27 protein-coding genes and 3 pseudogenes are annotated in these 25,536 nt (G+C 64.3%); 16 read left to right on the top strand and 14 right to left on the bottom strand.

Annotated elements, in window-relative coordinates; all coding sequences use genetic code 11:
• From KPL57_RS09690 to KPL57_RS09715, 6 genes and pseudogenes are all read left to right on the top strand, one after another.
• Positions 1 to 1,092, top strand: a pseudogene (locus KPL57_RS09690) (IS1634 family transposase); the annotation flags it as partial.
• A gap of 5 nt (positions 1,093 to 1,097) precedes the next feature.
• Positions 1,098 to 1,343: a hypothetical protein gene (locus KPL57_RS09695; RefSeq protein WP_226351323.1), complete on the top strand. Its 246-nt coding sequence runs from the start codon at positions 1,098 to 1,100 to the stop codon at positions 1,341 to 1,343.
• A 110-nt stretch (positions 1,344 to 1,453) separates the two neighbouring features.
• Complete coding sequence (locus KPL57_RS09700; protein ID WP_226351324.1) at positions 1,454 to 2,062, top strand: hypothetical protein; 609 nt, start codon at positions 1,454 to 1,456, stop codon at positions 2,060 to 2,062.
• A gap of 24 nt (positions 2,063 to 2,086) precedes the next feature.
• Positions 2,087 to 2,596 (top strand): phage tail protein, encoded by a 510-nt coding sequence (locus tag KPL57_RS09705; protein WP_226351325.1) that lies wholly within the window; start codon positions 2,087 to 2,089, stop codon positions 2,594 to 2,596.
• On the top strand, positions 2,593 to 2,775 hold the full coding sequence (locus KPL57_RS09710; protein ID WP_226351326.1) for a hypothetical protein: 183 nt from the start codon (positions 2,593 to 2,595) through the stop codon (positions 2,773 to 2,775). The genes KPL57_RS09705 and KPL57_RS09710 overlap by 4 nt, the downstream gene beginning before the upstream one ends.
• Before the next feature lie 109 nt (positions 2,776 to 2,884).
• The gene (locus tag KPL57_RS09715; protein WP_226351327.1) at positions 2,885 to 3,079 is read left to right on the top strand and encodes a hypothetical protein; all 195 of its coding nucleotides are present in this window, start codon (positions 2,885 to 2,887) and stop codon (positions 3,077 to 3,079) included.
• Positions 3,080 to 3,200: 121 nt separating this feature from the next.
• Here KPL57_RS09715 and KPL57_RS09720 read toward each other — a convergent pair whose 3' ends face one another.
• From KPL57_RS09720 to KPL57_RS09750, 7 genes are all read right to left on the bottom strand, one after another.
• The gene (locus KPL57_RS09720) at positions 3,201 to 3,545 is read right to left on the bottom strand and encodes a transglycosylase family protein (protein ID WP_226351328.1); all 345 of its coding nucleotides are present in this window, start codon (positions 3,543 to 3,545) and stop codon (positions 3,201 to 3,203) included.
• Positions 3,546 to 3,722: 177 nt separating this feature from the next.
• The gene (locus KPL57_RS09725) at positions 3,723 to 4,355 is read right to left on the bottom strand and encodes a hypothetical protein (protein ID WP_226351329.1); all 633 of its coding nucleotides are present in this window, start codon (positions 4,353 to 4,355) and stop codon (positions 3,723 to 3,725) included.
• Positions 4,352 to 5,239 carry a BRO family protein gene (locus tag KPL57_RS09730; RefSeq protein ID WP_226351330.1) on the bottom strand — a complete coding sequence of 296 codons (888 nt, stop codon included), beginning with the start codon at positions 5,237 to 5,239 and terminating at the stop codon, positions 4,352 to 4,354. The genes KPL57_RS09725 and KPL57_RS09730 overlap by 4 nt, the downstream gene beginning before the upstream one ends.
• Positions 5,240 to 5,320: 81 nt before the next feature.
• The gene (locus KPL57_RS09735) at positions 5,321 to 6,133 is read right to left on the bottom strand and encodes a phage antirepressor KilAC domain-containing protein (RefSeq protein WP_226351331.1); all 813 of its coding nucleotides are present in this window, start codon (positions 6,131 to 6,133) and stop codon (positions 5,321 to 5,323) included.
• A complete protein-coding gene (locus KPL57_RS09740) occupies positions 6,123 to 6,965 on the bottom strand; it encodes a phage antirepressor KilAC domain-containing protein (RefSeq protein ID WP_226351332.1) in 843 nt (280 codons plus the stop codon). The genes KPL57_RS09735 and KPL57_RS09740 overlap by 11 nt, the downstream gene beginning before the upstream one ends.
• Positions 6,966 to 7,045: 80 nt before the next feature.
• Positions 7,046 to 7,858 (bottom strand): phage antirepressor KilAC domain-containing protein, encoded by an 813-nt coding sequence (locus tag KPL57_RS09745; protein ID WP_226351333.1) that lies wholly within the window; start codon positions 7,856 to 7,858, stop codon positions 7,046 to 7,048.
• Between the two features lie 80 nt (positions 7,859 to 7,938).
• Positions 7,939 to 8,676 carry a phage antirepressor KilAC domain-containing protein gene (locus KPL57_RS09750; RefSeq protein ID WP_226351334.1) on the bottom strand — a complete coding sequence of 246 codons (738 nt, stop codon included), beginning with the start codon at positions 8,674 to 8,676 and terminating at the stop codon, positions 7,939 to 7,941.
• Positions 8,677 to 8,853: 177 nt separating this feature from the next.
• Here KPL57_RS09750 and KPL57_RS09755 point away from each other — a divergent pair, with 177 nt between their 5' ends.
• On the top strand, positions 8,854 to 9,051 hold the full coding sequence (locus tag KPL57_RS09755; protein ID WP_226351335.1) for a hypothetical protein: 198 nt from the start codon (positions 8,854 to 8,856) through the stop codon (positions 9,049 to 9,051).
• A gap of 57 nt (positions 9,052 to 9,108) precedes the next feature.
• Positions 9,109 to 9,384: pseudogene (locus KPL57_RS71930) on the top strand (type II toxin-antitoxin system death-on-curing family toxin); the annotation flags it as partial.
• On the opposite strand, the gene KPL57_RS09765 reads toward KPL57_RS71930, so the two are convergent.
• From KPL57_RS09765 to KPL57_RS09790, 6 genes are all read right to left on the bottom strand, one after another.
• A complete protein-coding gene (locus KPL57_RS09765; protein WP_226351336.1) occupies positions 9,381 to 9,965 on the bottom strand; it encodes a hypothetical protein in 585 nt (194 codons plus the stop codon). The pseudogene KPL57_RS71930 and the gene KPL57_RS09765 overlap by 4 nt on opposite strands.
• Positions 9,966 to 10,275: 310 nt before the next feature.
• The gene (locus tag KPL57_RS09770) at positions 10,276 to 11,361 is read right to left on the bottom strand and encodes a hypothetical protein (protein ID WP_226351337.1); all 1,086 of its coding nucleotides are present in this window, start codon (positions 11,359 to 11,361) and stop codon (positions 10,276 to 10,278) included.
• The gene (locus KPL57_RS09775; RefSeq protein ID WP_226351338.1) at positions 11,361 to 11,639 is read right to left on the bottom strand and encodes a hypothetical protein; all 279 of its coding nucleotides are present in this window, start codon (positions 11,637 to 11,639) and stop codon (positions 11,361 to 11,363) included. The genes KPL57_RS09770 and KPL57_RS09775 overlap by 1 nt, the downstream gene beginning before the upstream one ends.
• Before the next feature lie 200 nt (positions 11,640 to 11,839).
• A complete protein-coding gene (locus tag KPL57_RS09780) occupies positions 11,840 to 12,136 on the bottom strand; it encodes a hypothetical protein (RefSeq protein WP_226351339.1) in 297 nt (98 codons plus the stop codon).
• 110 nt (positions 12,137 to 12,246) lie between these two features.
• Entirely contained in the window at positions 12,247 to 13,029 is a 783-nt protein-coding gene (locus KPL57_RS09785) for a hypothetical protein (protein ID WP_226351340.1), read from the bottom strand.
• A 95-nt stretch (positions 13,030 to 13,124) separates the two neighbouring features.
• On the bottom strand, positions 13,125 to 13,451 hold the full coding sequence (locus KPL57_RS09790; RefSeq protein ID WP_226351341.1) for a hypothetical protein: 327 nt from the start codon (positions 13,449 to 13,451) through the stop codon (positions 13,125 to 13,127).
• A gap of 323 nt (positions 13,452 to 13,774) precedes the next feature.
• Between KPL57_RS09790 and KPL57_RS09795 the strand changes: the two genes are divergently transcribed.
• The 6 genes and pseudogenes from KPL57_RS09795 (at position 13,775) to KPL57_RS09820 (ending at position 21,609) form a co-directional block, all read left to right on the top strand.
• A complete protein-coding gene (locus tag KPL57_RS09795) occupies positions 13,775 to 16,696 on the top strand; it encodes a phage/plasmid primase, P4 family (protein WP_226351342.1) in 2,922 nt (973 codons plus the stop codon).
• Between the two features lie 212 nt (positions 16,697 to 16,908).
• Positions 16,909 to 18,618: a DNA polymerase gene (locus KPL57_RS09800; protein ID WP_226351343.1), complete on the top strand. Its 1,710-nt coding sequence runs from the start codon at positions 16,909 to 16,911 to the stop codon at positions 18,616 to 18,618.
• A 961-nt stretch (positions 18,619 to 19,579) separates the two neighbouring features.
• Positions 19,580 to 19,774: an HNH endonuclease gene (locus KPL57_RS71935; protein WP_226351344.1), complete on the top strand. Its 195-nt coding sequence runs from the start codon at positions 19,580 to 19,582 to the stop codon at positions 19,772 to 19,774.
• A 261-nt stretch (positions 19,775 to 20,035) separates the two neighbouring features.
• Positions 20,036 to 20,239: a hypothetical protein gene (locus tag KPL57_RS09810; protein ID WP_226351345.1), complete on the top strand. Its 204-nt coding sequence runs from the start codon at positions 20,036 to 20,038 to the stop codon at positions 20,237 to 20,239.
• Positions 20,240 to 20,352: 113 nt separating this feature from the next.
• Positions 20,353 to 21,165, top strand: a pseudogene (locus KPL57_RS09815) (N-acetylmuramoyl-L-alanine amidase); the annotation flags it as partial.
• A 27-nt stretch (positions 21,166 to 21,192) separates the two neighbouring features.
• Complete coding sequence (locus tag KPL57_RS09820; RefSeq protein WP_226351346.1) at positions 21,193 to 21,609, top strand: hypothetical protein; 417 nt, start codon at positions 21,193 to 21,195, stop codon at positions 21,607 to 21,609.
• A 2-nt stretch (positions 21,610 to 21,611) separates the two neighbouring features.
• Here KPL57_RS09820 and KPL57_RS09825 read toward each other — a convergent pair whose 3' ends face one another.
• Entirely contained in the window at positions 21,612 to 23,159 is a 1,548-nt protein-coding gene (locus KPL57_RS09825) for a recombinase family protein (protein ID WP_226351347.1), read from the bottom strand.
• Between KPL57_RS09825 and shiA the strand changes: the two genes are divergently transcribed.
• On the top strand, positions 23,134 to 24,312 hold the full coding sequence (shiA, locus tag KPL57_RS09830) for a shikimate transporter (RefSeq protein WP_255676888.1): 1,179 nt from the start codon (positions 23,134 to 23,136) through the stop codon (positions 24,310 to 24,312). The genes KPL57_RS09825 and shiA overlap by 26 nt on opposite strands.
• Before the next feature lie 28 nt (positions 24,313 to 24,340).
• Positions 24,341 to 25,423, top strand: coding sequence for a zinc-binding dehydrogenase (locus KPL57_RS09835; RefSeq protein WP_226351348.1), 1,083 nt, complete (start codon positions 24,341 to 24,343; stop codon positions 25,421 to 25,423).
• Positions 25,424 to 25,536 lie beyond the last annotated feature (113 nt).

A 25,536-nucleotide genomic window follows, 5' to 3' on the forward strand; every position in this document is an offset into this window, starting at 1 on the left:
TGGCAGTGGGGGGATGTGTCGTTGTGTCTCTACGACGTCACCACCCTCTACTTCGAGGCGGAGAAGGAGGACGACCTGCGCAAGTCGGTTCTCCAAGGAACGCCGGGTCGACCCGCAGGTCGTCGTCGGGCTGCTGGTCGATCGCGCAGCGGTTCCCCCTCGAGATCGGCTGTTTCGAGGGCAACAAGACCGAGACCGCGCGACGATCCTGCCGATCATCGAGGCCTTCCGGGCCCGACACCAGCTGCCGGTCGAGCCGGGCGGGATGGTCGTGGTCGCCGACGCAGGGATGCTCTCGGCCGCGAACCTGCGCGACCTCGACGAGGCCGGCCTGCGGTTCATCGTCGGTCCCGACTCACCAAGGCCCCGGTTGACCTGGAGTCGCACTTCCACTGGCACGGCGACGCCTTCGTCGACGGGCAGATCATCGACACCCTCACACCACGCGACCGCCGCACCGGGCGCAGCGAGAACAGCCCGAAGGTCAAGGCCGAGCCCGTCTGGAACCCAACCAGCATCCGGGATCCTGGCGGGCGGTCTGGGCCTACTCCACGAAGCGGGCCGTCCGGGACCGGCGCACGTTGACCCTGCAGGAGAACCGGGCCCGCGAGGTCATCGCCGGCGAGAAGCCCGCGCGCACACCGCGGTTCGTCAAGGTCACCAACGGCTCCCGCGCCCTGGACGAGGCCTCCTTGGCTCGGGCATACCGGTTGGTCGGGTTGAAGGGCTACGTGACCAACATCCCGGCCGGCGGCGCAGCGGCCGGGGAGATCATCGGCGACTACCACGACCTCTGGCACGTCGAGCAGTCCTTCCGGATGAGCAAAACCGACCTACGCGCCCGCCCGATGTTCCACCACCAACGCCAGTCCATCGAAGCGCACCTGACCATCGTGTTCACACGCCCTCGCAGTCGCCCGCGAGATCCAGAACCGCACCGGGCTCACCATCCGCAACGTCGTCCGCCAGCTCCGACCACTGCGCTCGGCCACCATCGCCATCAACGGCACCCAGCAGACCTTCCCGCCCGCCGTCCCCGCCGACAAAACAGGCCCTCCTCGACGCGCTCCGTCAGCCGCGGCGAAGCACTAAGACAAGTGACCGAAGTCAGGCCGGACGCCAGTCGACCGCTCACGTGGTCAAAGAACCGCGAAGGCTGGGTGACGCTCGGGGGTTGGCTGCGGCGCGTCGGCACATCGGCGGAGCTGAAAAACGGCGTCTTCTACTCGTTCGACGGTCGCGGCCAACGTGCACGACCGGTGCTGCCGCCGGAAATCCGGCCGACCGGCATCCGCGACGTGTGTGGGCTCAGCAGCAACGGCGACTACCACGTCGCGATTTAGACATCCGGCGCCATCTGGTGGCGGTTCCTCTGGGACACGACACTCCGCGCGGACGAGTATCCGAGCTGGTTCAGCTTTGACGGCATCTGCTATCGCGCGAAAGCCTACTGATGTCGTCGGCAGCCCAGTGGACGTTTGCGGTGGGTCCGTGGAATCCGGCAGCGATCGTCTGCGACGTCAACGCGGCCCACTCGCGCACGGTGACGTTCAATCTGACGGACAACTCGGAGGCCTCGTTCACGATAGACGGCCGGGACCCGTCGTGTCGCGACATCGTGGAACTGAGCACCGATCTCTACGTGTACTGGCGCCAGCGAGCGGACCTGCGCGGCTCGCTGCTGTATCGGGGCCGCATCGGCAAGAGTTCCGATGTACTCGACGCCGACGGACACAGCGTCACGGTGCCTTCGGTGGACTACCGGTGTCTACTTCGTCGACGGCTGCTGATGCACGGCGCACGACAGCGCTGGGACAACACCGATCAGGCACACATCGCGTGGGACCTGATACAGCAGGCCCAACAGCGCACCGGCGGCGACATGGGCATCCGCGCCGGTCACGTGGCGACCGGTGTCCGACGTGACCGCAGCTACGAGCTCGGCTCGTCGATCGGCGAAAAGATTCAGGAACTCTCCGAGGTCATCAACGGGTTCGACTGGGATATCACCGCGACCGACACCGACAGCCTCGGGCTACAGCTCGACGTCTGGCATCCGTAGCGCGGCGCCACGAAGGTCGAGACCGTGTTGCTGTACACCGACACGGCCGCCACGGTGCAGAGCATATCGCGTCAAGTCGACTCGGCGGACTACGCGAACGCGGTACGGCTCACGGGTCGCGACCCAGAAGCCACCGGCGACAGCGCGAACGTCGTGGAACGTATGGCAACCGTCGCCGCAGAAGGACGCTGGGACAGATCATACTCCGAAGACATCGTGCAGCTCGACGCGCTGGAACAACGCGCGGACTGGACACTCGCACAGAGCACCGTGGTCCGGCCGTCGTACACCGTGGAGCTAGCGCCGGGCTTCTGGTCGGGTCCACAGCATTTCTGGCTCGGCGACACCGTGACCCTCGTGGTCAAGTCCGGTCGGCTCGACGTGCAGTCACAGTTACGCGTGCAACAGCTCAAGGTCGACATCGACGAGAACGACGACGAGAAGATCAGCGTCACGTTGGGTTATCCACGGAAGGACTTCCGGGAACGTCTTGCGTCGATCGACCGTCGGCTGGAGCGGCTGGAGCGCAGATGATCGCACCGGAGCTCGTAGGCGGCCTGATGCTGGCCGCGACCGGTGTACTGACAGGGCTCACGACGCTGTTGTCGCGACGTACGGCCCACATCGAGGCCGACCGTGACCGGTACGCCGAAGAACACGTGGCGTTGCGCCGTGAGTTGATCGCGGCCGACCGGAAGCTGTTTGAACTCTAGCGGCTCTGCGCACAACGCGGTGTCGACACGGAAGGACCCGAACGTGATCCGTGAGCCGTGGCCGACACGATCATAGCGCACCGGCGACAGCGACCGTCGGCGCGATCCGGTGCCCACGATCGTCACCGGCACCCTTGCGGCCATCGCGACACTGGGGCTCGTATTGACGAGCAGCGCGAGCGCCGACAGAGCTGACCTCGACGCGACGCTCGATGACGCGGTCGCCGTGGCACATCTCATCGAGACCGCGTGCAACCGGGTGATCTCGACGGAGATTCGACCATGTGCCTGCATGCGGACATGATCCGGGCCGAATTGGAGAAACTCGTCGCGGACCTCGGCTGACAAATGTACAAAATGTACAGACACAAGGGAACCCCGCTCACAGGGCATGTGAGCGGGGTTCCTTTTATGCTATATCAGTTTCAGATGAGCTGTGACCAGCAGGACTTTGACGCCGACCACGGCTTATAGCCCTGATCGGCAAACAGTCGATACGCGGCTGCGTGCTGCTCGCGCACCGACGCGTACGCAGCCCGAGACGCCGTGGAATCACCACGGTAGGCCCGCCACGTCGAGTCGATGAACTGATACAGGCCGCTGGCGGACGAGTACTTGTTCTGGGCCCGTGGATCGCCGCCGGACTCGCACGCAATGATCGCACGGGCGGCAAACGGCTTCGCGGTCGCAGCCGGTGTCACGACGAGCGACGGCGCCGCGACCAGGGCAAATAAGGCAGCAATTACGGCCGCTTTCTTGAGATAACTCACAATACACCTCGTATTAATCAGCATTAGCGGTGAAGCACTGCAGCGATTTCTGCCGCGTGCACTCCGAGGGCTTCCAGCGAGTCGTACACTTCGGCACTAAGTGTAGCAGCACTGGCATTATTCATAGTACGGGCGAAAATTAGCGAATACGCATCCAATATGTGTCTGATCGCGACATCACGCGACATCATCGCGTGCCATCGCATACGCGATGCAAGCATACACCGCGCGGTCCAGGTACGAATCGATCACCGACTCGTTCGCGGGCTCGCGGTCGTTGGACTTGAGCGCCCGCAGCCGCGAGGACTTCTGCTCCATGTTCATATTCACCACGTCGAGCGGTTCCACACCGATAGCGGTCGCGACCTCGGTGAAGTTACTCCACAGATTGGAATCGAGCGCGTAGTCCGCACGCTTACGGCGATTCATGGCCGCCATCGTCAACAGCGCGGACTCAAACGGATCATCCGGGTCCAACACGTACTGGTCGGACTCCACGGGCTCACAGTGGTCCTCGAACCGGTCCACGGCGAGCTCCAGGCGTGTCCCATCGTCGGCGTCCAGAGCCACGAAGCGGCTTGAGAGACCTGCCACCGTCACCGTGCGGAGAGACACGCGGTCCCACCAGCGCGTGTGCAGCTGCGGCAGCCACACGAGGTCCCGCGCGTGCCGGAGCACGAAGCGATCGAGGTCAAAGTTGACCGTGAACAGTTCGTCGTCGGTGTCGGATCGGTCGGTGATCTCACCGACGTGACCGGCGTCTTCGGACACCGTGGACGCCACCAGGTCGCCCACGTTGAAAACACTCATCGCGTACACAACTCCGTTTCGATACTCGTAGTAAGACCACACGCGGCGGCAACCGACAGCGCGTGTGTGTGCCGCACGTACAGCGTGTGCCGCAGTTGACCGTTGTGGTGCCGTCGGACGTCGTACTGAGGCTTGAGTTCGAACCAGGCCGCTGTGCGACCCGCGTAGGCTCGGTACTCGTACTCGGTGACCCGCTGAGCACGTGATGTCGACCACCGGGAACCCACCGGTAGCCGGTAGATCAACGAGCGGTCGAGCAACAGCTGCCGGGCCTTCGGAGCCGAGAGCCCGAAATGCGAGCCCCAGACGCCCACGGTGACCACATCATCGGTGTTGACGTATTCTCGGTGGAACTCGATCGCCGGTAGGGCCTCGCCGAGTTGCGCCGACAGCTCCGCATTACGGTCGAGCTGCCGGATGATCTCGGCCAGCGCGTCCCGGTACGTAGACGGCACCTGAGACGCCGACGGCGACCGGTCGCCGAGCTCTGCCTCACGGGTCTTGACCGCGAAGTACGTCTGTGCGGCCGCGATCTCGGGCTTACGCGGATCGCCGTTCATGGCCACGAGATAGCAGCCATGCCGTGAGAGCCGGTAATCCGAGCGCTGCTGAGCACCAAGGTTACCGGCGTCGACGGTCGCGGTGAACGCCGCGATGTGGGGGCTCTCGGAGGCCAGCTTCCCGGGTCCGGGGAGCTGGGCGACCTGCGGAAACTCCGAGTCCAAGGTCAACTTCGCACGCTCGATTGCGTCCTCAAACCTCTCCCACTTGTTGTAACCCAGCAGTGGCATCAGGTCCCGCGCGGACCACCACTCGGTCGCGTCGTCATCGACACGTCGTAGCGCATCGAACACCGTGACCGGTGTCGACAGTTCAGAAGACATGATCAACAGGCTCCTTGCTCAGGGTCGGATCGGTACACCGTGCACGTGCACACGGTGGTCCACGAGCTCTCGATGAGACGTTCACGCGGTCACCAGTCGAAGACCGCTGGACGGCGGCACGCACACGTCGAGCCGTCGCGATAGCCACGTGAGCCCTGACGGTGTCAGCTTCGTGACCTTGAACACGCGGTGGTTCTTCGTCTCCGGCACCAGCACGAAATGCTGCATGTACCGCTGGTACGGCTCCGTGGAGTCCGGCTGGATGATCTTGAGCTCCCGTAGCCGCCGATACAGCCGGTTACGTCCGAAGCCGAGAATCTTCGCCACTTCCGACATCGGATAGAAGCCGTCGGAGTCAATGAACCGGTCGTAGAAGTCGACCTTGGGCTCGTTGCGCTCGATCTGACCGCGCAACTGGTCGTTGTCGTCGAGCGAATCGGCGAGTGCTCTGAGCGCTTCAGCGTGCGTCCGGGGCAACTGGAACCGTGCGTGGAGCTCTGCTTCACGGGTCTTGACCGCGAAGTACGACTGTGCGGCCGCGATCTCGGCCTTACGCGGATCGCCGTTCATGGCCACGAGATAGCAGCCATGCCGTGAGAGCCGGTAATCCGAGCGCTGCTGAGCACCAAGGTTACCGGCGTCGACGGTCGCGGTGAACGCCGTGATGCAGGGGCTCTCGGCCTCAAGCTTACCGGGTCCAGTAAGCTTGGCGACCTGCGGAAACTCCGCGTTCAAGGTCAACTTCGCACGCTCGATTGCGTCCTCAAACTTCTGCCACTTGACATAGCCCAGCAGTGGCATCAGGTCCCGCGCGGACCACCACTCGGTCGCGTCGTCATCGACACGTCGTAGCGCATCGAACACCGTGACCGGTGTCGACAGTTCAGAAGACATGATCAACAGGCTCCTTGTTCAGGTGAGGACGGCTCAGGTCACACGCGGCGGCAACCGACAGCGCGTGGGCCTGCCGCACGTACAGCGTGTGCCGCAGCTGACCGTTGTGATACCGGGGCGCTGTGTGCTGCGGCTTGAGTTCGAACCAGCCGAACGATCGACTGTTCGCATACGGTCGGTACTCGTACTCGGTGACCGGTCGCGCTTGTGAACGCGACCACCGAGTACCGATCTGGAACTTGTAAATCAGTCCATGCGTCATTAACAGCTTGCGGGCCGCCGGACCCGTGAGACCAAAACCGGCGCCCCAGCTCTTCACCGTGACCACGTCGTCTGAGGCCAGGTACCGGTCGCAGTAGTCCACGGACGATTGAGCGTCGTCGAGCTGCGCGGAGAGCTGCTTGTTGTGCTCGGCCTGATGCAGCAGAGCCCGAAGCGCCTCGCAGTAATCACGGGGCAGCGACGGCGACCGGGCGCCGAGTTCTGCCTCACGGGTCTTGGACACGAAGTACGACTGTGCGGCCGCGATCTCGGGCTTACGCGGGTCGCCGTTCATCGCGACGAAGTAGCACGCACGTCGCGTGAGCCGGTAGTCGACGCCAGGTCGACCGCCCTCGGACTTTTTGCCGGTGCCGTCAAAAAGCCTGGTCACAGGCTCACCAGCGTTCTCAGCGGACAGCTTCGCGCGCTCGATGGCCTGCTCGAAGCGTCGCCAGCTGTCGTAGCCCAGCAGTGGCATCAGGTCCCGCGCGGACCACCACTCGGTCGCGTCGTCATCGACACGTCGTAGCGCATCGAACACCGTGACCGGTGTCGACAGTTCAGAAGACATGATCAACAGGCTCCTTGTTCAGGGTGAGGTCAGGTCAGCCGTGCACGTGTGCGGCGGCCCACGAGCTCTCGACAGGTCGTTCACGCGGTCACCAGTCGAAGACCGCTGGACGGCGGCACGCACACGTCGAGCCGTCGCGACAGCCACGTGAGCCCTGACGGTGTCAGCTTCGTGACCTTGAACACGCGGTGGTTCTTCGTCTCCGGCACCAGCACGAAATACTGCATGTACCGCTGGTACGGCTCCGTGGAGTCCGGCTGGATGATCTTGAGCTCCCGTAGCCGCCGATACAGCCGGTTACGTCCGAAGCCGAGCATCTTCGCCACTTCCGACATCGGATAGAAGCCGTCGGAGTCGATGAACCGGTCGTAGAAGTCGACCTTGGGCTCGTTGACGACGGCGGCGGCTTCCAGCTGCTCGCAACGCTCGGAGGTCGCGGCAAGCTCTAGCATGCGCCCTGCGAACTCGGTGTACGCCGTTGCCAGCGAGGACACGGCCTCGGTGTACGTACGCGGCGCTGGGATCGAGAACTGCGTGCCGAGCTCCGCCTCACGGGTCTTGGACACGAAGTACGACTGTGCGGCCGCGATCTCGGGCTTACGCGGGTCACCGTTCATCGCGACGAAGTAGCACGCACGTCGCGTGAGCCGGTAGTCGACGCTAGGTCGACCACCCTCGGACTTTTTCGGGGCGCCCCGAAAAAGCCTGGTCACAGGCTCGCCAGCGTTCTCAGCGGACAGCTTTGCGCGGTCGATCGCGTGGGAGAAGTCCTCCCACCTGTTGTAACCCAGCAGTGGCATCAGGTCCCGCGCGGACCACCACTCGGTCGCGTCGTCATCGACACGTCGTAGCGCATCGAACACCGTGACCGGTGTCGACAGTTCAGAAGACATGATCAACAGGCTCCTTGTTCAGGGTGAGGTCAGGTCAGCCGTGCACGTGTGCGGCGGCCCACGAGCTCTCGACAGGTCGTTCACGCGGTCACCAGTCGAAGACCGCTGGACGGCGGCACGCACACGTCGAGCCGTCGCGACAGCCACGTGAGCCCTGACGGTGTCAGCTTCGTGACCTTGAACACGCGGTGGTTCTTCGTCTCCGGCACCAGCACGAAATGCTGCATGTACCGCTGGTACGGCTCCGTGGAGTCCGGCTGGATGATCTTGAGCTCCCGTAGCCGCCGATACAGCCGGTTACGTCCGAAGCCGAGCATCTTCGCCACTTCCGACATCGGATAGAAGCCGTCGGAGTCGATGAACCGGTCGTAGAAGTCGACCTTGGGTCGTGCGACTTCAAGCCGCTCCTCAGCGCCCACGAGTGCCCGGAGTGCATCCAGGTACGTGCGTGGTAGCTGGAACTGCTCGTCGGACTCGTAGCGTCCCGTGCGACGTAGCTCAGCGAGGACCTGCTTGACTCGTTTCTTGAGCTGGAGAGCTTCGGGCTTCGTCGACCGGAAGATCAACTCCCAGATGCCGTCCTCATAGATCACGGTCATATGGCGTCTGACCTGGGAAGTACCCACGAGCTGGGCACCTAGCTCGGCACGATCGAGCAGTCGGGTCGCGTGCTCTGCGTCCCGATAACCCATGAGCTTCGCGAAGTCTGACGCGACCACGAACGGAGTGCCATCCGACGTGGTCCCGAAGCGAAGCTCCGAGCTGAGCACGTTGAACAGGCTCACCGCTGAGGGCGCATCGGACAGTTCAGAAGACACGATCAATAAGCTCCTTGTCCAGGGTCGGATGGCGTAACCGGGCACGTGCACACGGCGTCTAGCTTCGGGGCGCCCGTAAGCTTGGCGACCTGCGGAAACTCCGCGTTCAAGATCACTTCGCGCGGGCCCGTGGCATCAACACGCCGTGGACCTGATACCGGCGGGTATCATCGGTTCATGGCGATGACACTACGACTGAGCGAGGCCGACGCGCGCCGACTCCGGGTCCGAGCCGAACGTGACGGGTGCTCGCAGCACGAACTTGTCGTGGCGGCGGTCCACGAAATGCTCGACAACGATGTGGACTTCGCCGAGATTCTCGCGGATATGACGGCGCGCTACTCGGAAGCCTTTGCGGAGCTCGCCGAGCTGTGACCCGGTACTTGACACGCGATGAGTTACTGAGGCTCGCGGAGTGCGCGACCGGTCGAGCCCCAGAGTTCTGCGTTCGGCGCCGACGCGTACCCGGACCTCTGGCAGAAGACCGCAGCGTTGCTGCAGTCGCTCGCCACCAACCATGCGCTCATGGACGGGAACAAGCGGACCGCGCTCGGGGCGGCCTTCGGGATGCTCGCGCTCAACGGCTACAGACTCGACATGCCGGTCGCCACTGCGGTCGAGCTCACGGTCGCAGTGGCAACCCGACACATCGTTGACGTTTCCGAGCTCGCCGAGCTATTGAAACAGGCAAGCCGCCCGTGTAGTTAAGCCGCGTGGACCGCAGTGTCGTCGTAGCACGACATCACGTCGGCCTCAAACCAGATCGCGAACTGGTGCGACAGCGGCATCCGCTTGCCGACGAGCTCCCGGACTCCGTCGGCGTGCACGAGCGAACGGGCCCCCGTGAAGCCCGAATGGTGCCACAACCTCGTGTGCGGCGACCGGTGCAGCGCCGTGCGCGAGAAGCCGAGCACCCGTGTGACATCGGCGGTCAGGAACCACGGTGCGCCGTCGAGCTGCACCGAGCGCAGCGGAAAATGCTGGTACCGATGCGTGGTGACGTCGACGCTCGCACGCTGACGGCCGCGCGATGTCTGCGAGCGCATCAGTGTCACGAGCCGCTGGTGCAGCAGACTGTTCGGTGCGAACAGCTGATCAAGGCCGGATTCGAGCAGCACCGAGACCACGCGGCCTCCGACGACACAGTAGCGCTTGTGCTGCGGCTCGATGCGCGCGAACGAAGCACTCGTGAGCGGCGCCAGATCACGGGTCACCGCGAACGGTGTGCCCACGGACCGGACGCCGAACCTCACCGGTGTGCCCGCGACGAGCTCCGTGCGAATCTTCACGGGCTCCACGGGCGCGGAAACAACAGTAGCCATGCGAAAAATACTCCCTCAGGTAAGAAGTTTAAGACTTATCGAGCGTAGAGCGCTTGCAAATCTTGGAGCGTCCGTACACACTGCTGATCAACGCGGAACCTGTCGCGGCCATGGCTTGTGCTGATCTCGATACCAGAGCCATCCAGGAAATCGATAACAGTGTCAGGCTCCAGGCCTAACCACTTGCACAATTGGGGTCCGTGGCACCACAATGTTGTGCCGTCCCAAAGCATTGTAACCGGCGGTAAATCGTCGACACTGATGGTTCGCGCCATTGTCACCTCTTTCGTCGGTTGAAAAATGATCTCAGCAACGATTCACGTTGCGCGTCGACCGTTGGATTTATCGGCGTATAGGTGCGGTCCATGACCGGCACATACGTGTCGGGCACCCACAATTCGACGCCGTCGTCGGTCTCGACGTGTGTGTGTCCCCGCGTGGCGTCCTCGATTGTTGCCGGTCGCGCGGTCTCACCGGCGTCCGGATCAAACGGGATCGTGTCGGGCGACTCGATGTCGGTGTTGAAATCCGGTTCCGGTTCCGGTTCCACGATCGGGATCAGCAGTTCGACGCCGTCGACCATGACGCTGTCGGCGTCCACGTAGTCCGACGCGGTCATGATCACCGTGTCAGTGCCAGTGTCGCGGCGCGCGTGCACGACGGTGTCGCCGTCGAACATGTCACCGCAGCCGTCGATCGTGTCGTCGACCGCCCGTGCACCGGCACCCGGTACATGGGTCACACAGTCGTCGACGTGCTGAGGCACCGTGTGCGCGGGCGGCTCCGTGCGCATGCGATCAGGCACCAGTCGCGCGAGACCCAGAAGCCACGCACGCAGGGACTTCGGTCGACGCGTCACACGACGCAAGTACACCGCATCCGACTCAAGACAACCTTGCAGCACCCACGAGATGTACACGTCGCGGGTCCACACGGTCGACGTGCGCGGACACTCCACGGCGCCGTCGGCCACGTGCTCCAGCAGATGACCCGTGTCGAGGCACCGGGGGCACAACGCGTTGCGGCGCGGCATCACATCGGCGGTGCCGCAGAGCACCTGCGCACGGTGGATCAGCTGTCGCAGCCGCAGGAGCCAGTGCTCCGACTGCCGAGACGCCGCGATAGACAGCGGCACACGTGAACCACCGGTAGCGGACTGCACATGGTCCTTGAGCTGCTCGTGGAGCTCAAGGGCCCTCAGGTTCAGCGGAGTCTCGAAACCTCGGTTGCCACGGCGACCGTTGCGGTAGTTCGGCGCACGACCCATAGCGGACAGGTCAGCGAAGACTTGACGCGTCAGTTCGTCAAGGGCCCGCCAGTCAATATCGGTGTTGCGATCGTTTTCAGCATAAGTCGTGGACATCAGGACGTCAGCTCCGGATACGCGCCGTGATGAAATCGGTCAAGATACGCGGCAATCACCGCAGGTGTCAGTTCAGAATCGGTGCCGTTAATAGTCGTGGCGTCAATGGACCAAAAGTCGGCGTGCACGCGGATCGCACCGGTTTCATACGTGAGCCAGTCATCCAGTGGCGTGGCACCCTTAAAACCTGTTGAACACAGTAACTCGCAGATAGCGCCGTCCCGGTAAGAGCTCAGAGAAACAAGCTTGCTAATCGCGCTACACAGCGAGGTCTTCACTGCTCTGATCCCTTCAATGCTCGCTTGTGAACAGTATCACTGTAACCGGACCCAGGGGGGGGGTTTGCAACCTTAAGGGCATCGCACGTTTGGGTTACTGCAGGTCACTCAGTGTGCACTGTGGACACTCTCTGTCCATGTCGGACTGTGGAGAGCCACGCGAGTGCCAACGCGTCGGCTCGATCGTCGTCGCGTGATGGCTACACATCGTCACCGAATTGCTTACGCACCGCGTTGATGACGTCGCTTTTCGACGCGGTACCTCGACCCGTGGCAAAACGTTTCAGCTCGGACGGTGTCGCGGTCTCCACGCGGAGACCGCGAACAGTGAGCCTGTCGATGAGCGCGTAGAACAAGTGGGCCCGTTCCACGTATTTACCTGTCTTGCGAGCAAAAGGCAGTGACTCGATACAGGCCCTCTCGCAGCCGTCGACGAGAGCATCGACGCGGTCCACGATGTCGCGGATTCGCGCGAGGTCCCGCAACGGTGGTTCCACCGAGAGCCACGCTGACGGGCTTGACTACACCGTTGTTGACACCGGTGTAGTCAAGCCCGAGATCACCGCGACACCGGTGCTCGTCAGCGATGGATCGATGCCCGCGACGCTCACGCGCTCACACGCTGTCGTGCGATGGCCGCAGCGTTCACTGGTGCGCCGACGGCGTCGCGTTCGGTGCGCAGCCACCGGTCGACGTCGACGAGTGCTGTGAAGCTGCGGCGTGTGTGCGCGTCGTAGCGCATCGGTCGCAGCGACCACGAACGCGGTCGCAGGTGCCACACATAGCACGCGTCGACGCGGGGCATCTCGCGTTCGGCGCCGTCGACGGTCAACACGTGCTCTGCGTCGGCGTACGCGGTGAGCTGGAGCGCCATGGATCCGTACACCGATTTGCCGGTCTTGAGATCGATGACCGCCGTGGACCACTCGCGTGCGCGTGTCGCACGGGGTCTTATACGTGCGACGAGGTCCGCTGAGCCCGCGTAACCGACCGTGCGGTTGACCAAGGTCGACTCGATCAACAGCGGCTCGACGTCGAACTCGTCGGTGAGTTCCTGGTACGCGCGGTCGACGTACGACAGCGACGGATCGTCGGGCACCGGGTCACCGCGCAGCAGCGATTCCACGCGCGTGTGGACCATGGTGCCGGTCGCAGCAGCGCCGCCGGTCGTCGTGTACTGGCTCGATCGTATGAGTTCGAACGCGTCGACTGCGGACTTCGTGGCCAGCATAGACCTGTTGTCGGCTGCGTACTGGGCGATCGTGCGGGTCTTCCACCGTTCGAGTGCCGGTTTCGCGGCGGCAGCGAGCACCGACGTCACCGATCGGAACCGCTCGCCGGTCGTGGGATGCACATAGATGCGGAGGCCATCACTGTCTGTGACCGTCATGGCACGTTGCGTGTCCATATCGATGGATACCTCAGTATGAATAAACAAAAGCCGGGACCATACGCGTGTATGGTCCCGGCTCGTATCGGAAGGATTCAGCTAGCGGTCGACGACCGGTGCCGCACCGTGTACATGCAGAACTTGTGCGCACCGTCGCGGGTCTTCTTGCGACCGTCGAACCGCACTGCGAGCCGGTCGCCGGTCAGCAGCGACAGCCGCGATAGCTCCGCGTTCAGATGCGAGTGATAGCCGCGAATCTGACGGAGTTCACCGTCGTCGGTCCGCACGGTCACCACGGGCACCGGCGTCGACGTGTAGTCGCTCGTCGTCGACGACACGGTGACGACGGTGCCTTCCACCGATTCGCCGGGCTGTTCGGGTCGAAACGACGTGAACTCCGGCTCATCCGGTCCGTCGTCCATGGCAGCAAGCAACGACATATCAGCGGCTCCATATAAGCGTTACACACACGGGAAAGCCCGTCGGCAAAGACACTGTCAGGGCTAGGCGCGCCCCGTAGCACGCGCCATGACGACGACTGTAACCAGGTGCCTGCGTCGTGTCTAGCCCCCTGTGGTAGCCGCGAATCTGTGGCACACTGGCCCGTAGACGAGAGCTGTATCTACGCAGCTCACGTGCAGCGGCGATGAATGCTGCCCACACGTGCGTCGAGACCCCGTGGACCACTTGAGGTCCCCGGGGTCTTCTGTTATCGAACACTATTATCATTAACGGAGTCGATACCGTGGACACCGACATGGGCTCGTACGCGTACGAGTACCTGAAGCGCGGCTGGTACCCGATGCCGCTGCCACCGCACAAGAAGTTCCCGCCACCGAAAGGCTTCACCGGATACCAGCGCAAGGCCGTCACTGAGGCCGACGTCGACGCGTGGTCCCGCGATGAGGCTTGGCACAACATCGCACTGGGACTCCCGTCGAACGTGGTCGGCATCGACGTCGACGACTACGGCGACAAGCGCGGCGCCGACGAACTGGAGAAGCTTCAAGCAGAGCTCGGCGAGCTGCCGCCCACGTGGATCAGTAGTTCTCGATCGGAGCCCACACGCAGTGGCATTCGCGTGTACCGCGTGCCCGACCAGTTCGACTGGTCCCACGTGTCCGGTGCGCTCTGCACGTCCATCGACGTGATCAGGCCCCAGCACCGGTACCTGGTCGCGGAGCCCAGCACCCATCCGAGCGGGTCCCAGTACCGCTGGTACGACGCGCACTCGAACGCGTGCGACATGGCGCCTGCGACGTGTGAGCTGCCGATGCTGCCGCCACGGTGGCTCCTGCGACTGGCCGGGGACCACACGTCGAAGGCTGACAAGGCCCTCGCGGACGCGATCAGCGAACAGCACAACACGAACGGACGTTCGCACTACGACGCCATGGTCTCGTCGGTGATGCGACTGTGCGCGCTCAACGCGTCGACGGACTCGTTGCGGAAGCTCAAGCGCACGTACGCGACGGTGATCGACCGCGACACTGGTTGCGACGAGTTCGACAGAGCACTCGCGGGCGCACGGGCGAAAATCAGCACCGAACGCGACAGCGACCACGTTCAGTTGCGCGCAACTGATCTGGAGCTTTGCGACGAAGTCATCCGTAGACACGGCGACCGGCTCCGGTACGCGATTGATCAGCAGCGCTGGTTCAGCTACGCCGACGGCCGATGGGACTCCGTGGGCGGACACGATATTGCCCAGAAGCTCACGCAACAGACGATCCGTGACGTGACCGCGTATCAACAGCGTGCCGACGGCACGAAGACCGATGCCACGTCATGGCTCCACGCGGCCTCGCGTGTGTCCAGCGCGCTGGATCACGTGCGGCGCACCGACGCAACGCAGGTCCACGGCGGCGAGTTCAACAGCGACAGCAACTTGTTCAACGTCGCCAACGGCACGATCGAGCTGACCACGGGTCAGCTACGCGCACACGATCCGGCGGACCTGATCACGCAACAGAGTCCCGTGGAGTATCGACCGGACGCCACGTGTCCGCAGTTCGACCGGTTCCTGCGTGAGGTACAACCCGATGCCGACATCAGGTCGTACTTGGCGCGGCTGTTCGGTTGCGCGCTGCTCGGCGACGTGCGCGAGCACAAGTTCGCGGTGCTCACCGGCACCGGACGCAACGGCAAATCGGTGCTCGTGAAGATCATCAGTGCGGTGTTCGGCGAGTACGCCACCGGCGTCAACAAGGAACTGCTGACCTTGAGCCGCCACGAGGGCCATCTCACGGCGGTCGCATCGCTGTACGGTCGTCGGCTCGCGGTGGCCCAGGAACTCGACCGAGACGCTCGATGGGACGTGTCGCGCGTCAAGGAGCTCACCGGCGGCGACCGGCTCACCGCGCGACGCATGCGAGAAGACGAGTGGAACTTCGAGCCGTCGCACACATTGGTGATGACGAGTAACCACGCGCCCAACGTGGGCTCCGGGGAGCACGCGTTCTGGTCTCGATGCGATCAGGTGCCGTTCGAACAGTCGTTTGAAGGTCGCGAGGACCCGCTGCTGGCTCAGCGGATCATCGACACGGAATCATCCGGAGTGCTCGCCTGGCTCGTGCGCGGGCTCCACGAGTACCTGCGAACGGGCCTTGGTACGCCGGACGCCGTGCGCGAGGCGACACGTGAGTCCCGCGAGGACTCGGAGCCGCTGCTGCGGTTCGCCGACGAGTCGCTGGAGATCACCGGCGACCCGAACGACGAGCTTCCGACGAAGCTCGTCTGGGACCGGTGGCAGCTCTGGTTGGCTACACAGAGTGACATTATCCGGTCCCCGAAGTACGCCAGATTCAGCCGGGAGCTCCGTGCGGCGACTGCAGCACGCGGAGGTTCAACCTCCGCACTTGAGCTTGCTCTGGGACGCCACGGCGCGCAGAGCAAGGTCTCGCTGCTCCGAGGCTGCCGATTCAAGCCGAGTGCGGAGGTTGGTGCGGAGGTTGGCGGGTCTCCCACGGAGTCAACCTCCGCAGACAAAACTGCTGGTCACCTAGCTATTGCGGAGGTTGCGGAAGTTGAGGAGGTTGAAAACGGCATCAGCAAGAACGTGGAGAGAGAGGAGTTGTATAGTACCGACGCTATACAGAACAGCTATAGCGCTGATAATGGCAGCGAACCTCCGCAACCACCGCAACCGCCCACGCAGCCAGCCGTGGAACCGATACGGTCGGTCGTCACACACAGCGACGTGAAGCCGAAACCTGGCACCATCGCGCACGCGATCACCGAGTTCGCCGCCGACACGCTGACGCGCGTCGACGACGACGACGTGTACGTGCACGCACGCGACGTGTGGTCCGCGTGGCTGACGTGGTGCCACGCGGACGGTCGACGGCAGCGCACGGGCGCCTACAAGTCGTTCGCACGCGCGATCGGCGCACGTGAGCACAAGCGGACCGGCACCCGGTACGTGTATGGGCGCCGGTGGCGCGCTCAGGTGCTCGCGGCCCATGCGCACGACGTCGACACCGACGACAGGACCGTGTCGATCGGTTTGCTCGCCGACGGTCGCGTGAACCCGGACTACCGCGTGACGCCACAGCACGACGAGCGCGGTACCGAACGCGTCACGTACAACGAGTACGAGCGACGCATGAGGCTCGCAGGTGCCTGGCGTGACCACTCGTTCACGCACACGGAGACCATCGAACTGTGAACACATGTGGCGGACCCGCGCGATGTCACGTGGGTCCGCCACACGTACGGTTCAGCGGCAGTTCGGTCTGCGTCGACACCCGTCATGACCTCCGCGAGGTCCCGGCTCATGGCCGCCACCATCCTGTGCCGAGTTGGTCCTGACATTGCTTCAGACTTCGTGTCGGCCGCCACGTGTGCTAAGGTTCACACGTGAGCGGAACCTGTTCGCCCGTGTTCGTGGACATCGAGAGTCACGACGCTCGCAGCCGGTTCACGATGTCGCCGGACGTGTTCTTTCGACTCGGCGGCCTCTCACGTGATCATCAGTACACGGTGTCGAACTCGTACGAGTCGTTCCGGCGTCTCGTGTCGACGTCGTCGCTGCTCGTTGGCCATAATGTGGTGTCGTTCGATGTGCCAGCGCTCGGCTTCGACGTGCTGTCATGGACCCGTGACCGGCGTGTTTTTGACACGATGATCGCGGCGTCCCTGGTGGACCCGTCCGATGCCGCTCACGCGTCACGTAGTCGCTATTCGCTGGCTGCGGCGACACGCGCGCACGGGCTCGCAGGTAAAACCGGTGACTTGCTGGAGCTGTCGCTTTTACACGGTGGTTTCGGCGGCATACCGGTCGATGATCCGGAGTATCTGGAGTACCTGCGCGGCGACGTGTTGGCCGTGGAGTCGTTGTATCGGAAACTCGTCCCGCTGGTGCCCGACGACGAGTATCTGTGGCGGGAGCACCGGGTGCATGCCGTGTGTTCGCAGGTGCAGTCCGTGGGTCTGCTCGTGGACCAGGACCGTTTGCGTCACCGTGTCGCAGAGGCCGCTCATCGTCGCACGCAACTGGTGAACTGGCTCATCCGTGAGCACGATGTGCCCACGGTGACGAGCACCGGCGAGCCTGCGGCGGCGCCCCACGCGACGGCGGCCGGTAAGCGCGCACTGGTCGCGGCGTTCGAGAATCTGGGCGTCCATGAGCAGTATTTACCGCTGACGCCGACCGGAGAGCCGTCGTTCTCAGCTGACGCGTTGGCCGACATCGCGTCGCAGTATCCGCAGTCTTCGGGCCTGTGTGAGGCGATCGGTGCGCTTGTCGGCGTGCGCAGTGTCTATGACACGGTGGACACGTACGTGCACGATGACGGTCGCGTGCATCCACGGATCACGTTGTTCCAGGCGTCCGGTCGTACGTCGGTGACGCGCCCAGGGCTCACGGTGCTCGGCAAACACGAGCGGGACGTGTTTGTTGCGTCACCGGGTCACGTGTTGGTGTCTGCGGACCTGTCGCAAGTAGATGCTCGATGTGTCGCAGCTCACGGTGGCGATCGTGAGTATGCGAAGCTGTTTGAACCCGGCGTCGACGCGCACGAGGTCGTGGCCCGCATGGCCTACGGCGACGCCACCTATGACACTGACCCCGCGCGGTATCGCAAGACCGCGAAGATCATCTCTCACGGCGTCAACTACTCGATGGGTGTTCTGAAGCTCGCCGACAGCGCGGGTGTTCGCAGAAACGAAGCCCAACGTGTCGTGGACACGATCGCGACTCAGTTCCCGAGACTTGCCCAATGGAAGCGCGAGGTGCGTGAAGAGGCCGAGTCCGGTAATCTACTCGACAACGGTTTCGGTCGTCGGATGCGACCGGTTGTCGACCGGTCGCATACACAGGCACCTGCGCTGTATGGCCAAGGCACCGCGCGGGACGTACTGTTCGAGGCCGCCGCGATCCGGATGCCGTTGGACATTCAACGGATGACACGAGCGCTCGTGCACGATGAAGCCGTCTGGGAAATACCGGAAGCCGACGTTGCCGACGTGTGTGCGGAGATCGAGCGGGCGTTCTGTTTCGAGTGGGCACCACCGGGCGACCGTGGCCAGCCGATTCGGTTTGAAGCCGCATGTTCCCGGCCAGCTCACCGGTGGTCGGAGTTATACTGACGAACCGGCTAAGTAGATCTGTCAGATCTACTTAGTAGCTTGAGTCCGGGGCTCGATCCTTGCGCCGCGCTGTGGTAGTCTTCACTTAAAGCCCGTCGTTACCTGAACTGCTGCCTGAACGCGGAACCCATCGTCATGTACTGGCGGGATATTGGCCACGACGAGTTCGGTGCGATACGTAAGACGGTGCGCCACGTGTGCCGCTTTGCGCCGATGGACGAGCCGGACGTGTTGTCGCGGACGTTGGAACGCATGTCGCGTTGGTACGATCCGGACGTGCACAATGTGTCTGTTGGCTAGGCCTCACGGCGGGCTGCGAAGCTGGCGTTGGCCGATGTGCGTGCACTCGTCGCCGATCGCGGTGAGCCGACAGAGCTCTCGGGCCACGATGACTGGCTGCCGATGTGGTCTCGGGTGGACCTCGTGTGTCCGGAGTCTGTCGTGACGCGTTCCGATCGTTGGCGTCAGCTTGTCGCGTCGGTGGCGGCCGATTGTGGCGAACCGTGTGCGGCTGTCGTGGACCTTTTATTCCGTGCACAATTGTCGGAACAAGCAATCGCAGACTTGTACGGTGTTAATCGGAATCGTATTCATACTTTGTGGCGCACGGCTCGGAAGTACTTGCGTGAGCTGCTTTCCGTGGAGCCCGGTGACTTCTCTTATTCAAGGAATACTTAAGTGAGGGGGTGATTCGACCATGTCGATTCGAGCCCCCTAAAATGAACTTACGTGGTGCGCGCTCGCGGCTCCGGGACCATGTTCAGGGCAATCAGTTTCCGGTCGAGCCTTCTTGCTCCCGACTGATTGATGGTCTCAATGACGGGCGCGCACCACGTTCTATGTCTCACACTTCGGCCCCTTTCAGCTTATGACCTGGCTCGACGCACGTCGCAGATACGGCGCTCCGCTTCCGTAGCGTGTGCGCGCGTAGATACTTCGTCGCGACGCGTACACGTGCTATGTGTGCGCGACGACACGCCGCGTGCGCTCCGTGGACCACATCGTCAACCGGCGTTCCGGCGGCACCGATGCGCCGTCGAACCTCGGCGCGATCTGTGATACGTGCCATACGGAGAAGACGCAACGTGAGGCTTTCGCGGGCCGTCAACGCCGCAAGTATCGCGATTCTGTTGCGCATCCGTCGCGTGCTCCATAGTAAATTACGCGCCCGCGCGCGTGTTTAGTTGTATTCCTATTTACTAGTGACTGGGGGGTTAACCCCTTTAAGTATAAACATAAAACGGTGTGCATAGGCTCTCATTTCGCACCCATGTGAAAAGTCGCTTACTGTTACCGATTATTACTGTGCGTAGTATACTGGTGGAGTGTTGAGTAACCGGCAGCTCCTCCGTCTCTAAAACGGATAGTCCAGGTTCGAATCCTGGCACTCCAGCCCACGATGAGGAGCTGATTGCTCGTGATCCGCTACGAGCGCTTCGTGCCCGATGACGTCGACGATCTCGACACTGCGCTTGAGGCGACCGAGGCCCACGTCCGCGAACACTTGCGCGACTGCGTCGGCGACGATGACGCGCACGTCCACATTCATCACGACGAGCACGACGACGGCGTCATGGTCATCGGCGCCGTCAGCGGTTCGCCGCGTGGGTACGACGCATGAGCGTCGACTTCGCCAACCGCGTCATAGCGGCCCTCCGTGCGCGAGCCGTCACGGTGCACGTGTAGCCGGGCTACGAGCACCGTGGCAACGGCCAGACGAGCGACTACCAGGGACTCATCTGGCACCACACGGCGACGCCAGCATCCGTGACACCGCCTCAGGTGCTCTGGAACGGCCGACCGGGACTCCCGGGGCCCTTGTGCAACACGTCCGGCAACGCTGACGGCTCCATCACCGTGATCGCGGCGCACCCGGCGAACCACGCAGGTGCCTCCGGCGGTAGAGCCATGGGCCCGCTGCCGGTGACGCGCGCGTTCAACAAGTTCGTGTGGGGCCACGAAATCGTGTACCCCGGCAACACGCCGATGTCCGACGCGCAATATAGGTCCGCGATTGAACTCGGCGCCGTCATCTCGCAACTGCTTCACCGGCCGAACGCCGAGTGGTGCCGGGGCCACCTGGAATCCAGTATCACCGGCAAATGGGACCCCGGTTGCGGACCCGGTAGAAGCTACGACATGGCCCGCATGCGCGCCGATGTGCTCGCACTGATGCGGGGCGCTGATGCCTCGGCAGCATCGACACCGACGTCAAAGAAGGTCAAACCCGTGATGATCGAACGAGAACTGACACACGGCAAGAATTATCTGCGGGTGCCTGCGATGGTCGGCTCCACGTCAGCGCTGTTCAAGCGAGCATTCGTGTCGATCACCGGTGAACTCGGTGGAACCATGCAGGTCGCGTTCCAAAAGAACGCACCCAACGACGGACCGCCGCCGGGCACAGGCCCTATCTGGGGTCCCACCGTGTTCCGCAATGCAAGCCGCGTGTGGCGTGAAATCCCCGACGGCACCGAGTTTCTTGACATCGACATCGATCTCAAGGGCCGCAACGGCTCAGTCGCGATCGAGTTCGAACCACGCTGACGAGAGGTCTTTACCATCATGGCTCCCGTGCCCAAGCGCACCGAACAGAAGCACGGCCATCACACCGCCGAAGACAAGCTCGTGCAGAAGGCTCCCGCCGGTGCTGAGCCCGTGTGGCACAAGCCGGACCCCGCGTGGCACCCGCGTGCGCGCGAACTGTATCGAGCCGCACGTGAATCCGGTCAGGCCCGATTCTACGAGCAGTCCGACATCGCGATCCTCTGCTACGTGTGCGACGCGTTGACGCGGTCTCTGCGAGATAACCGGTTCTCCGGTCAGTTGTTCCACTCGGTCATGTCCGCGATGAACGATCTCGCGATGTCCGAAGGCGCGCGCCGTCGCGTGAAGCTGGAACTCCAACGCGACGACGCTGACGACACGAGCGAAGTGGACGCAGCTATTGCTGAGTTGTCACATCAGCATGCGCAGGTCTCCGGCGGCTGAGATCACTGTGGGATCTGAATCTCAAGGATGACTCGGTCCTCCAGGGCTACTCGTCGGCCGCGACCTGTTGCGAGTACCTTCACAGACGCGGAGTCCTTGACGATTTGTCGCCGCTGATCAAGCGGGAGTTCGGACCACTCCGTGAAGAGTTCATCGAGTGTCGCGTTCCGTTCGGGAGTCTCCTGGATCATGGTCGCGGGTTCCTGCTCCAGGCGGCGGTCGAGCATCGCCAGTTCCACTGTGAGTTCATCGGCCGTGATGACGCTAGTCCTCCAAAGACTCTTAAGCTCTTCACGCTTGTTCTGGATTTCTGCGCGGCGCTCGGTGAGCGACTCCGCGTTGAACACAGCCCGAGGTTGCGGGAAACCCACGCCTGCTTCGTGGTACGCCCGAACAAGCTTGTCGGAGACGAACTCGTCGAGAGCTTCTGCTCGCGTGCTTGAATGGGGGCCCGGGGCCCTGTGACCGTCTGCCGGGTATTCGTGGGTGTATCGGCGGCACTCATACCGAGGGCAAGTTGTTTTGGACCTGTTGCAGCCGGAACCTTTGACTCTGAGTCGACCCCCACACGCGCAGTGCGCAATATTACTTAGAAGCCATCGGGGCGGTGCGCCCACGTTGGTTCTTCGGCTGGGCTCGTTAAGGATCGCGTGCATGGAGCTCCAGTCCTCGTAAGTGATGATTGGCTCCCATTGAGGCTTGACTGCGCTAATTGAGCCGTCGCGGGTCATGAGCCCTGCATTGCGGGGGTTCAGCAGCATCCCCCTAAGGGTGCCCGGCGTCCAGCTCCCAGGCGCGGCTCCAGCGGTTCTGAGACCGGCCTTGTTCCACTCGATCGTTATCGATCTCAGTGAGCTACCCGCGAGGACCTGTCGAGTCGCGCTCCGGATTGCGTCGGCTTCGACGGCGTCGTGGTGGATGTTCCCAGCTTGGAATCCGAAGCTGCGTGGGCCGCCGTGGGGTAGCCCTGCGTCTGCGCGGGCTGCGAGCCCCCGTTTGGTGCGTTCTCTAAGTTTTTCAATCTCGCGGGCGTTCATGGCTACGACCATGCGGGTCATGAGCCGGTCGTCGGGTGTCGCGATCTTGTATTTGCCGGACTGCAACGTATCGATGTGGACGTTGCGACCGTCGCAGGCGTCGATGAAGGTTTCACCGTCGTGTGGGTCGCGCATGATCCGGTCAGAGTCGTACGCGATGACGTGGGTGATGGCGCCGGAGGTGATGCCTGCGCACAGTTCGTCGAACTTGGCTCGGTGGACGCGCCCGGTCTTCTTGTCCTTCTTGGTGGCGCTCTTGACTTCGGCGAGCACCAGCACCTCGTCAGAGATGCCGAGCGCCTCGGCTCTCTCAAAGCACAGGGCCAGCTGTTGGTCTATAGAACCTTTGACGCCATCTTCTCTGACCTGCTGTTTTGCGCTGGACGCCCGGCAGTAGATCGCTGTGACCATAGAACCATCATAACCGGCGATCACCCTCGTCTTCGGCCCGCTGTTCTTCCCGAGCGAGAGCCCCACCGCCGGCGCGCTGGCCGCGTTCGCGACCTTCGGCATCGGGTTCCTGTTCCGCCCGCTCGGCGGGATCGTGTTCGGCCACCTCGGCGACCGGATCGGCCGCAAGCGCACCCTGGTCTGGACGATCGCGATCATGGGCATGACGACGGCGGCGATCGGCCTGCTGCCGACCTTCGACCAGGTGGGCTACCTGGCCCCGGTCCTGCTCGTCGCGCTGCGCTGCGTGCAGGGCCTCGCCGTCGGCGGGGAGTGGGCCAGCGCCGCGCTGCTCGCCGTCGAGCACGCCCCGAAGCGGTGGAAGGCGCTGTACTCCAGCGGAGTGCAGGTCGGCTACTCGGTCGCGCTGCTGATGGTGAACGGCTTCGTCGCGATCCTGGTCGCGGTCATGAGCGAGACCGCGTTCGAGACCTGGGGATGGCGCATCCCGTTCTTCTTCGGCCTGCTGCTGACGCTGGTCGGGCTGTGGATCCGGTCCGGCGTCGACGAGTCCGAGACGTTCAAGAAGGCTGCCGCCGCGCAGGCCGCCGAGCCCGTCGAGAAGCAGAAGCTGCCGGTGCTGGAGGCACTGCGCCGCCACCCCGGCGCCTTCGTCAAGATCGTCGCGCTGCGTCTGGCCGAGCTGCTGACCATGTACATCGTCGTGACGTTCGCGCTGGCCTACGCCACCGAGCAGTACGGCTTCACCCGCGGCTTCATGCTCGGCGTCGGGCTGCTCGTCGGCGGGCTCGGGATCATCACCATCCCGCTGTTCGGCTGGCTGTCCGACCGCTACGGCCGCCGCCCCGTCTACCTGGTCGGCGCGGTCGTCGCGGTGCTCGCGTCGGTGCCGTTCTTCGTCGCGATGGAGCAGGGCTCGGCGGTGCTGCTGGTGCTGTGCGCCGTGCTGCTGGTCAACATCGGCCACGACGCGATTGTCAGCGTGCAGCAGCCGCTGTTCACCGAGATGTTCGGCGCCCGGCACCGCAACAGCGGCGCGGGCCTGGGCTACCAGCTCGCCAGCGTGGTCGGCGGTGGGTTCACCCCGTTCATCGCGACGGCGCTGGTCGCGGTCGGCGGCGGCAGCTGGTACCTGGTCGCGGCCTACCTCTGCGGCGGCTGCCTGATCTCGCTGCTCGTCGCGTCCTTCATGAGCTACGCACCGCACGCCGAGAGCGAGGAGGCACCGGCCACCCCGGTGGCCTCGCGTTCCTGACCGCACCCGACGACCCGGGAGACCTCTCATGTCGACCACCTCCGCCGCCCCCGCCACCACCGTGGCCGTGCGGCTCACCGGCCTCGCCCGCACCGACACCGGCCGCGTCGACACCGGCCGTACCGATACCGGCTCCGGTGGCCTCGACACCGCTCCCGGCCGTCTCGACGTCGTTCCGGTCGCGGCGCCGGAGCCCGGGCCGGGCGAGGTCCTCGTGCGGGTCACGGCGGTCGGGCTGTGCGGCACCGACCTGGCCGTCCGCAGCGGCGCCCGGCCGGTCCCGGAGCTGCCGTGGACGGTCGGGCACGAGGGCGGCGGACGGGTGGTCGCCGTCGGCGCGGGCGTCGACCCGGGCCGGGTCGGCGAGGTCGTCGTGGTCGAGCCGAACCTCGCCTGCGGCCGCTGCCGGTTCTGCGTCGCGGGCCGCACGTCGGCCTGCCTGGACCGGCGCAGCCTCGGGGTGAACGCGCCGGGCCTGCTCGCCGGACTCGTCGCCGTCCCGGCCGGGTACGCCCACGCCCTGCTGGCCGGGCTCGACCCGGCGACGGCCGAACGGGTCGTCGCCTGCGTGGAGCCGTGGGTGGTGACCCGGGCCGCGCTCCGCCGGGCCGCCCCGGAACCGGGATCGCGCTGCCTGGTCGTCGGGGCGGGCAGCCAGGGCACCCTGCTGTGCCTGACCCTGCTCGCGGCCGGGCACGTCCCGGTCGTCGCCGAGCCGCACGACGGGCGCCGACGGCGCGCGGTGGATCTCGGCGCCGAGGAGCTCGTCCCCGGCGAGGTGTTCGGGACGGTGTTCGAGACCTCCGGCGCCCCCGCCGCCTGGCCGACGGCCGTCGCCGCGGTCGACCGGGCCGGGACGTTGCTGCTCATCGGGCAGCACGACGGCGAGTCACCGGTGAACACCCACGACCTGGTGCAGCGGCAGGTGACCGTCACCGGGTCGCTGATCTACGACCACCCCGGCGACTTCGCCGGTGCGCTCGCGGACCTGCCCGCCGTCGCCGACGCCCTGGTGGGGCTCATGGAGCCCGAGCCGTTCGCGCCGGACCGGGCCGCCGCCGCGTTCGACGCCGTCGCCACCGCCGACCGGAAGGTCTGGCTGGCGCCCTGAGCCACCGCCGGGACGTGTCCGCGCGCTGATCCGCGCCCCGCGCGCGTCCGGACGCGCGCGGGCGACGGATCACCGCGCGAGGTGCGGATCTCCGCGCGGGCGGCGGATCAGCG

Source organism: Pseudonocardia sp. ICBG601, assembly GCF_020496245.1.

What these genes read in the sequence shown, in the direction of transcription:
- KPL57_RS09740 (WP_226351332.1), bottom strand. Translation starts at nt 6,965, where the DNA reads ATGTCTTCTGAACTGTCGACACCGGTCACGGTGTTCGATGCGCTACGA.
- KPL57_RS09730 (WP_226351330.1), bottom strand. Translation starts at nt 5,239, where the DNA reads ATGTCTTCTGAACTGTCGACACCGGTCACGGTGTTCGATGCGCTACGA.
- KPL57_RS09825 (WP_226351347.1), bottom strand. Translation starts at nt 23,159, where the DNA reads ATGCCGAAGGTCGCGAACGCGGCCAGCGCGCCGGCGGTGGGGCTCTCG.
- KPL57_RS09790 (WP_226351341.1), bottom strand. Translation starts at nt 13,451, where the DNA reads ATGGACGACGGACCGGATGAGCCGGAGTTCACGTCGTTTCGACCCGAA.
- KPL57_RS09735 (WP_226351331.1), bottom strand. Translation starts at nt 6,133, where the DNA reads ATGTCTTCTGAACTGTCGACACCGGTCACGGTGTTCGATGCGCTACGA.
- KPL57_RS09785 (WP_226351340.1), bottom strand. Translation starts at nt 13,029, where the DNA reads ATGACGGTCACAGACAGTGATGGCCTCCGCATCTATGTGCATCCCACG.
- KPL57_RS09770 (WP_226351337.1), bottom strand. Translation starts at nt 11,361, where the DNA reads ATGTCCACGACTTATGCTGAAAACGATCGCAACACCGATATTGACTGG.
- KPL57_RS09725 (WP_226351329.1), bottom strand. Translation starts at nt 4,355, where the DNA reads ATGAGTGTTTTCAACGTGGGCGACCTGGTGGCGTCCACGGTGTCCGAA.
- KPL57_RS09745 (WP_226351333.1), bottom strand. Translation starts at nt 7,858, where the DNA reads ATGTCTTCTGAACTGTCGACACCGGTCACGGTGTTCGATGCGCTACGA.
- KPL57_RS09700 (WP_226351324.1), top strand. Translation starts at nt 1,454, where the DNA reads ATGTCGTCGGCAGCCCAGTGGACGTTTGCGGTGGGTCCGTGGAATCCG.
- KPL57_RS09710 (WP_226351326.1), top strand. Translation starts at nt 2,593, where the DNA reads ATGATCGCACCGGAGCTCGTAGGCGGCCTGATGCTGGCCGCGACCGGT.
- KPL57_RS09835 (WP_226351348.1), top strand. Translation starts at nt 24,341, where the DNA reads ATGTCGACCACCTCCGCCGCCCCCGCCACCACCGTGGCCGTGCGGCTC.
- KPL57_RS09755 (WP_226351335.1), top strand. Translation starts at nt 8,854, where the DNA reads ATGGCGATGACACTACGACTGAGCGAGGCCGACGCGCGCCGACTCCGG.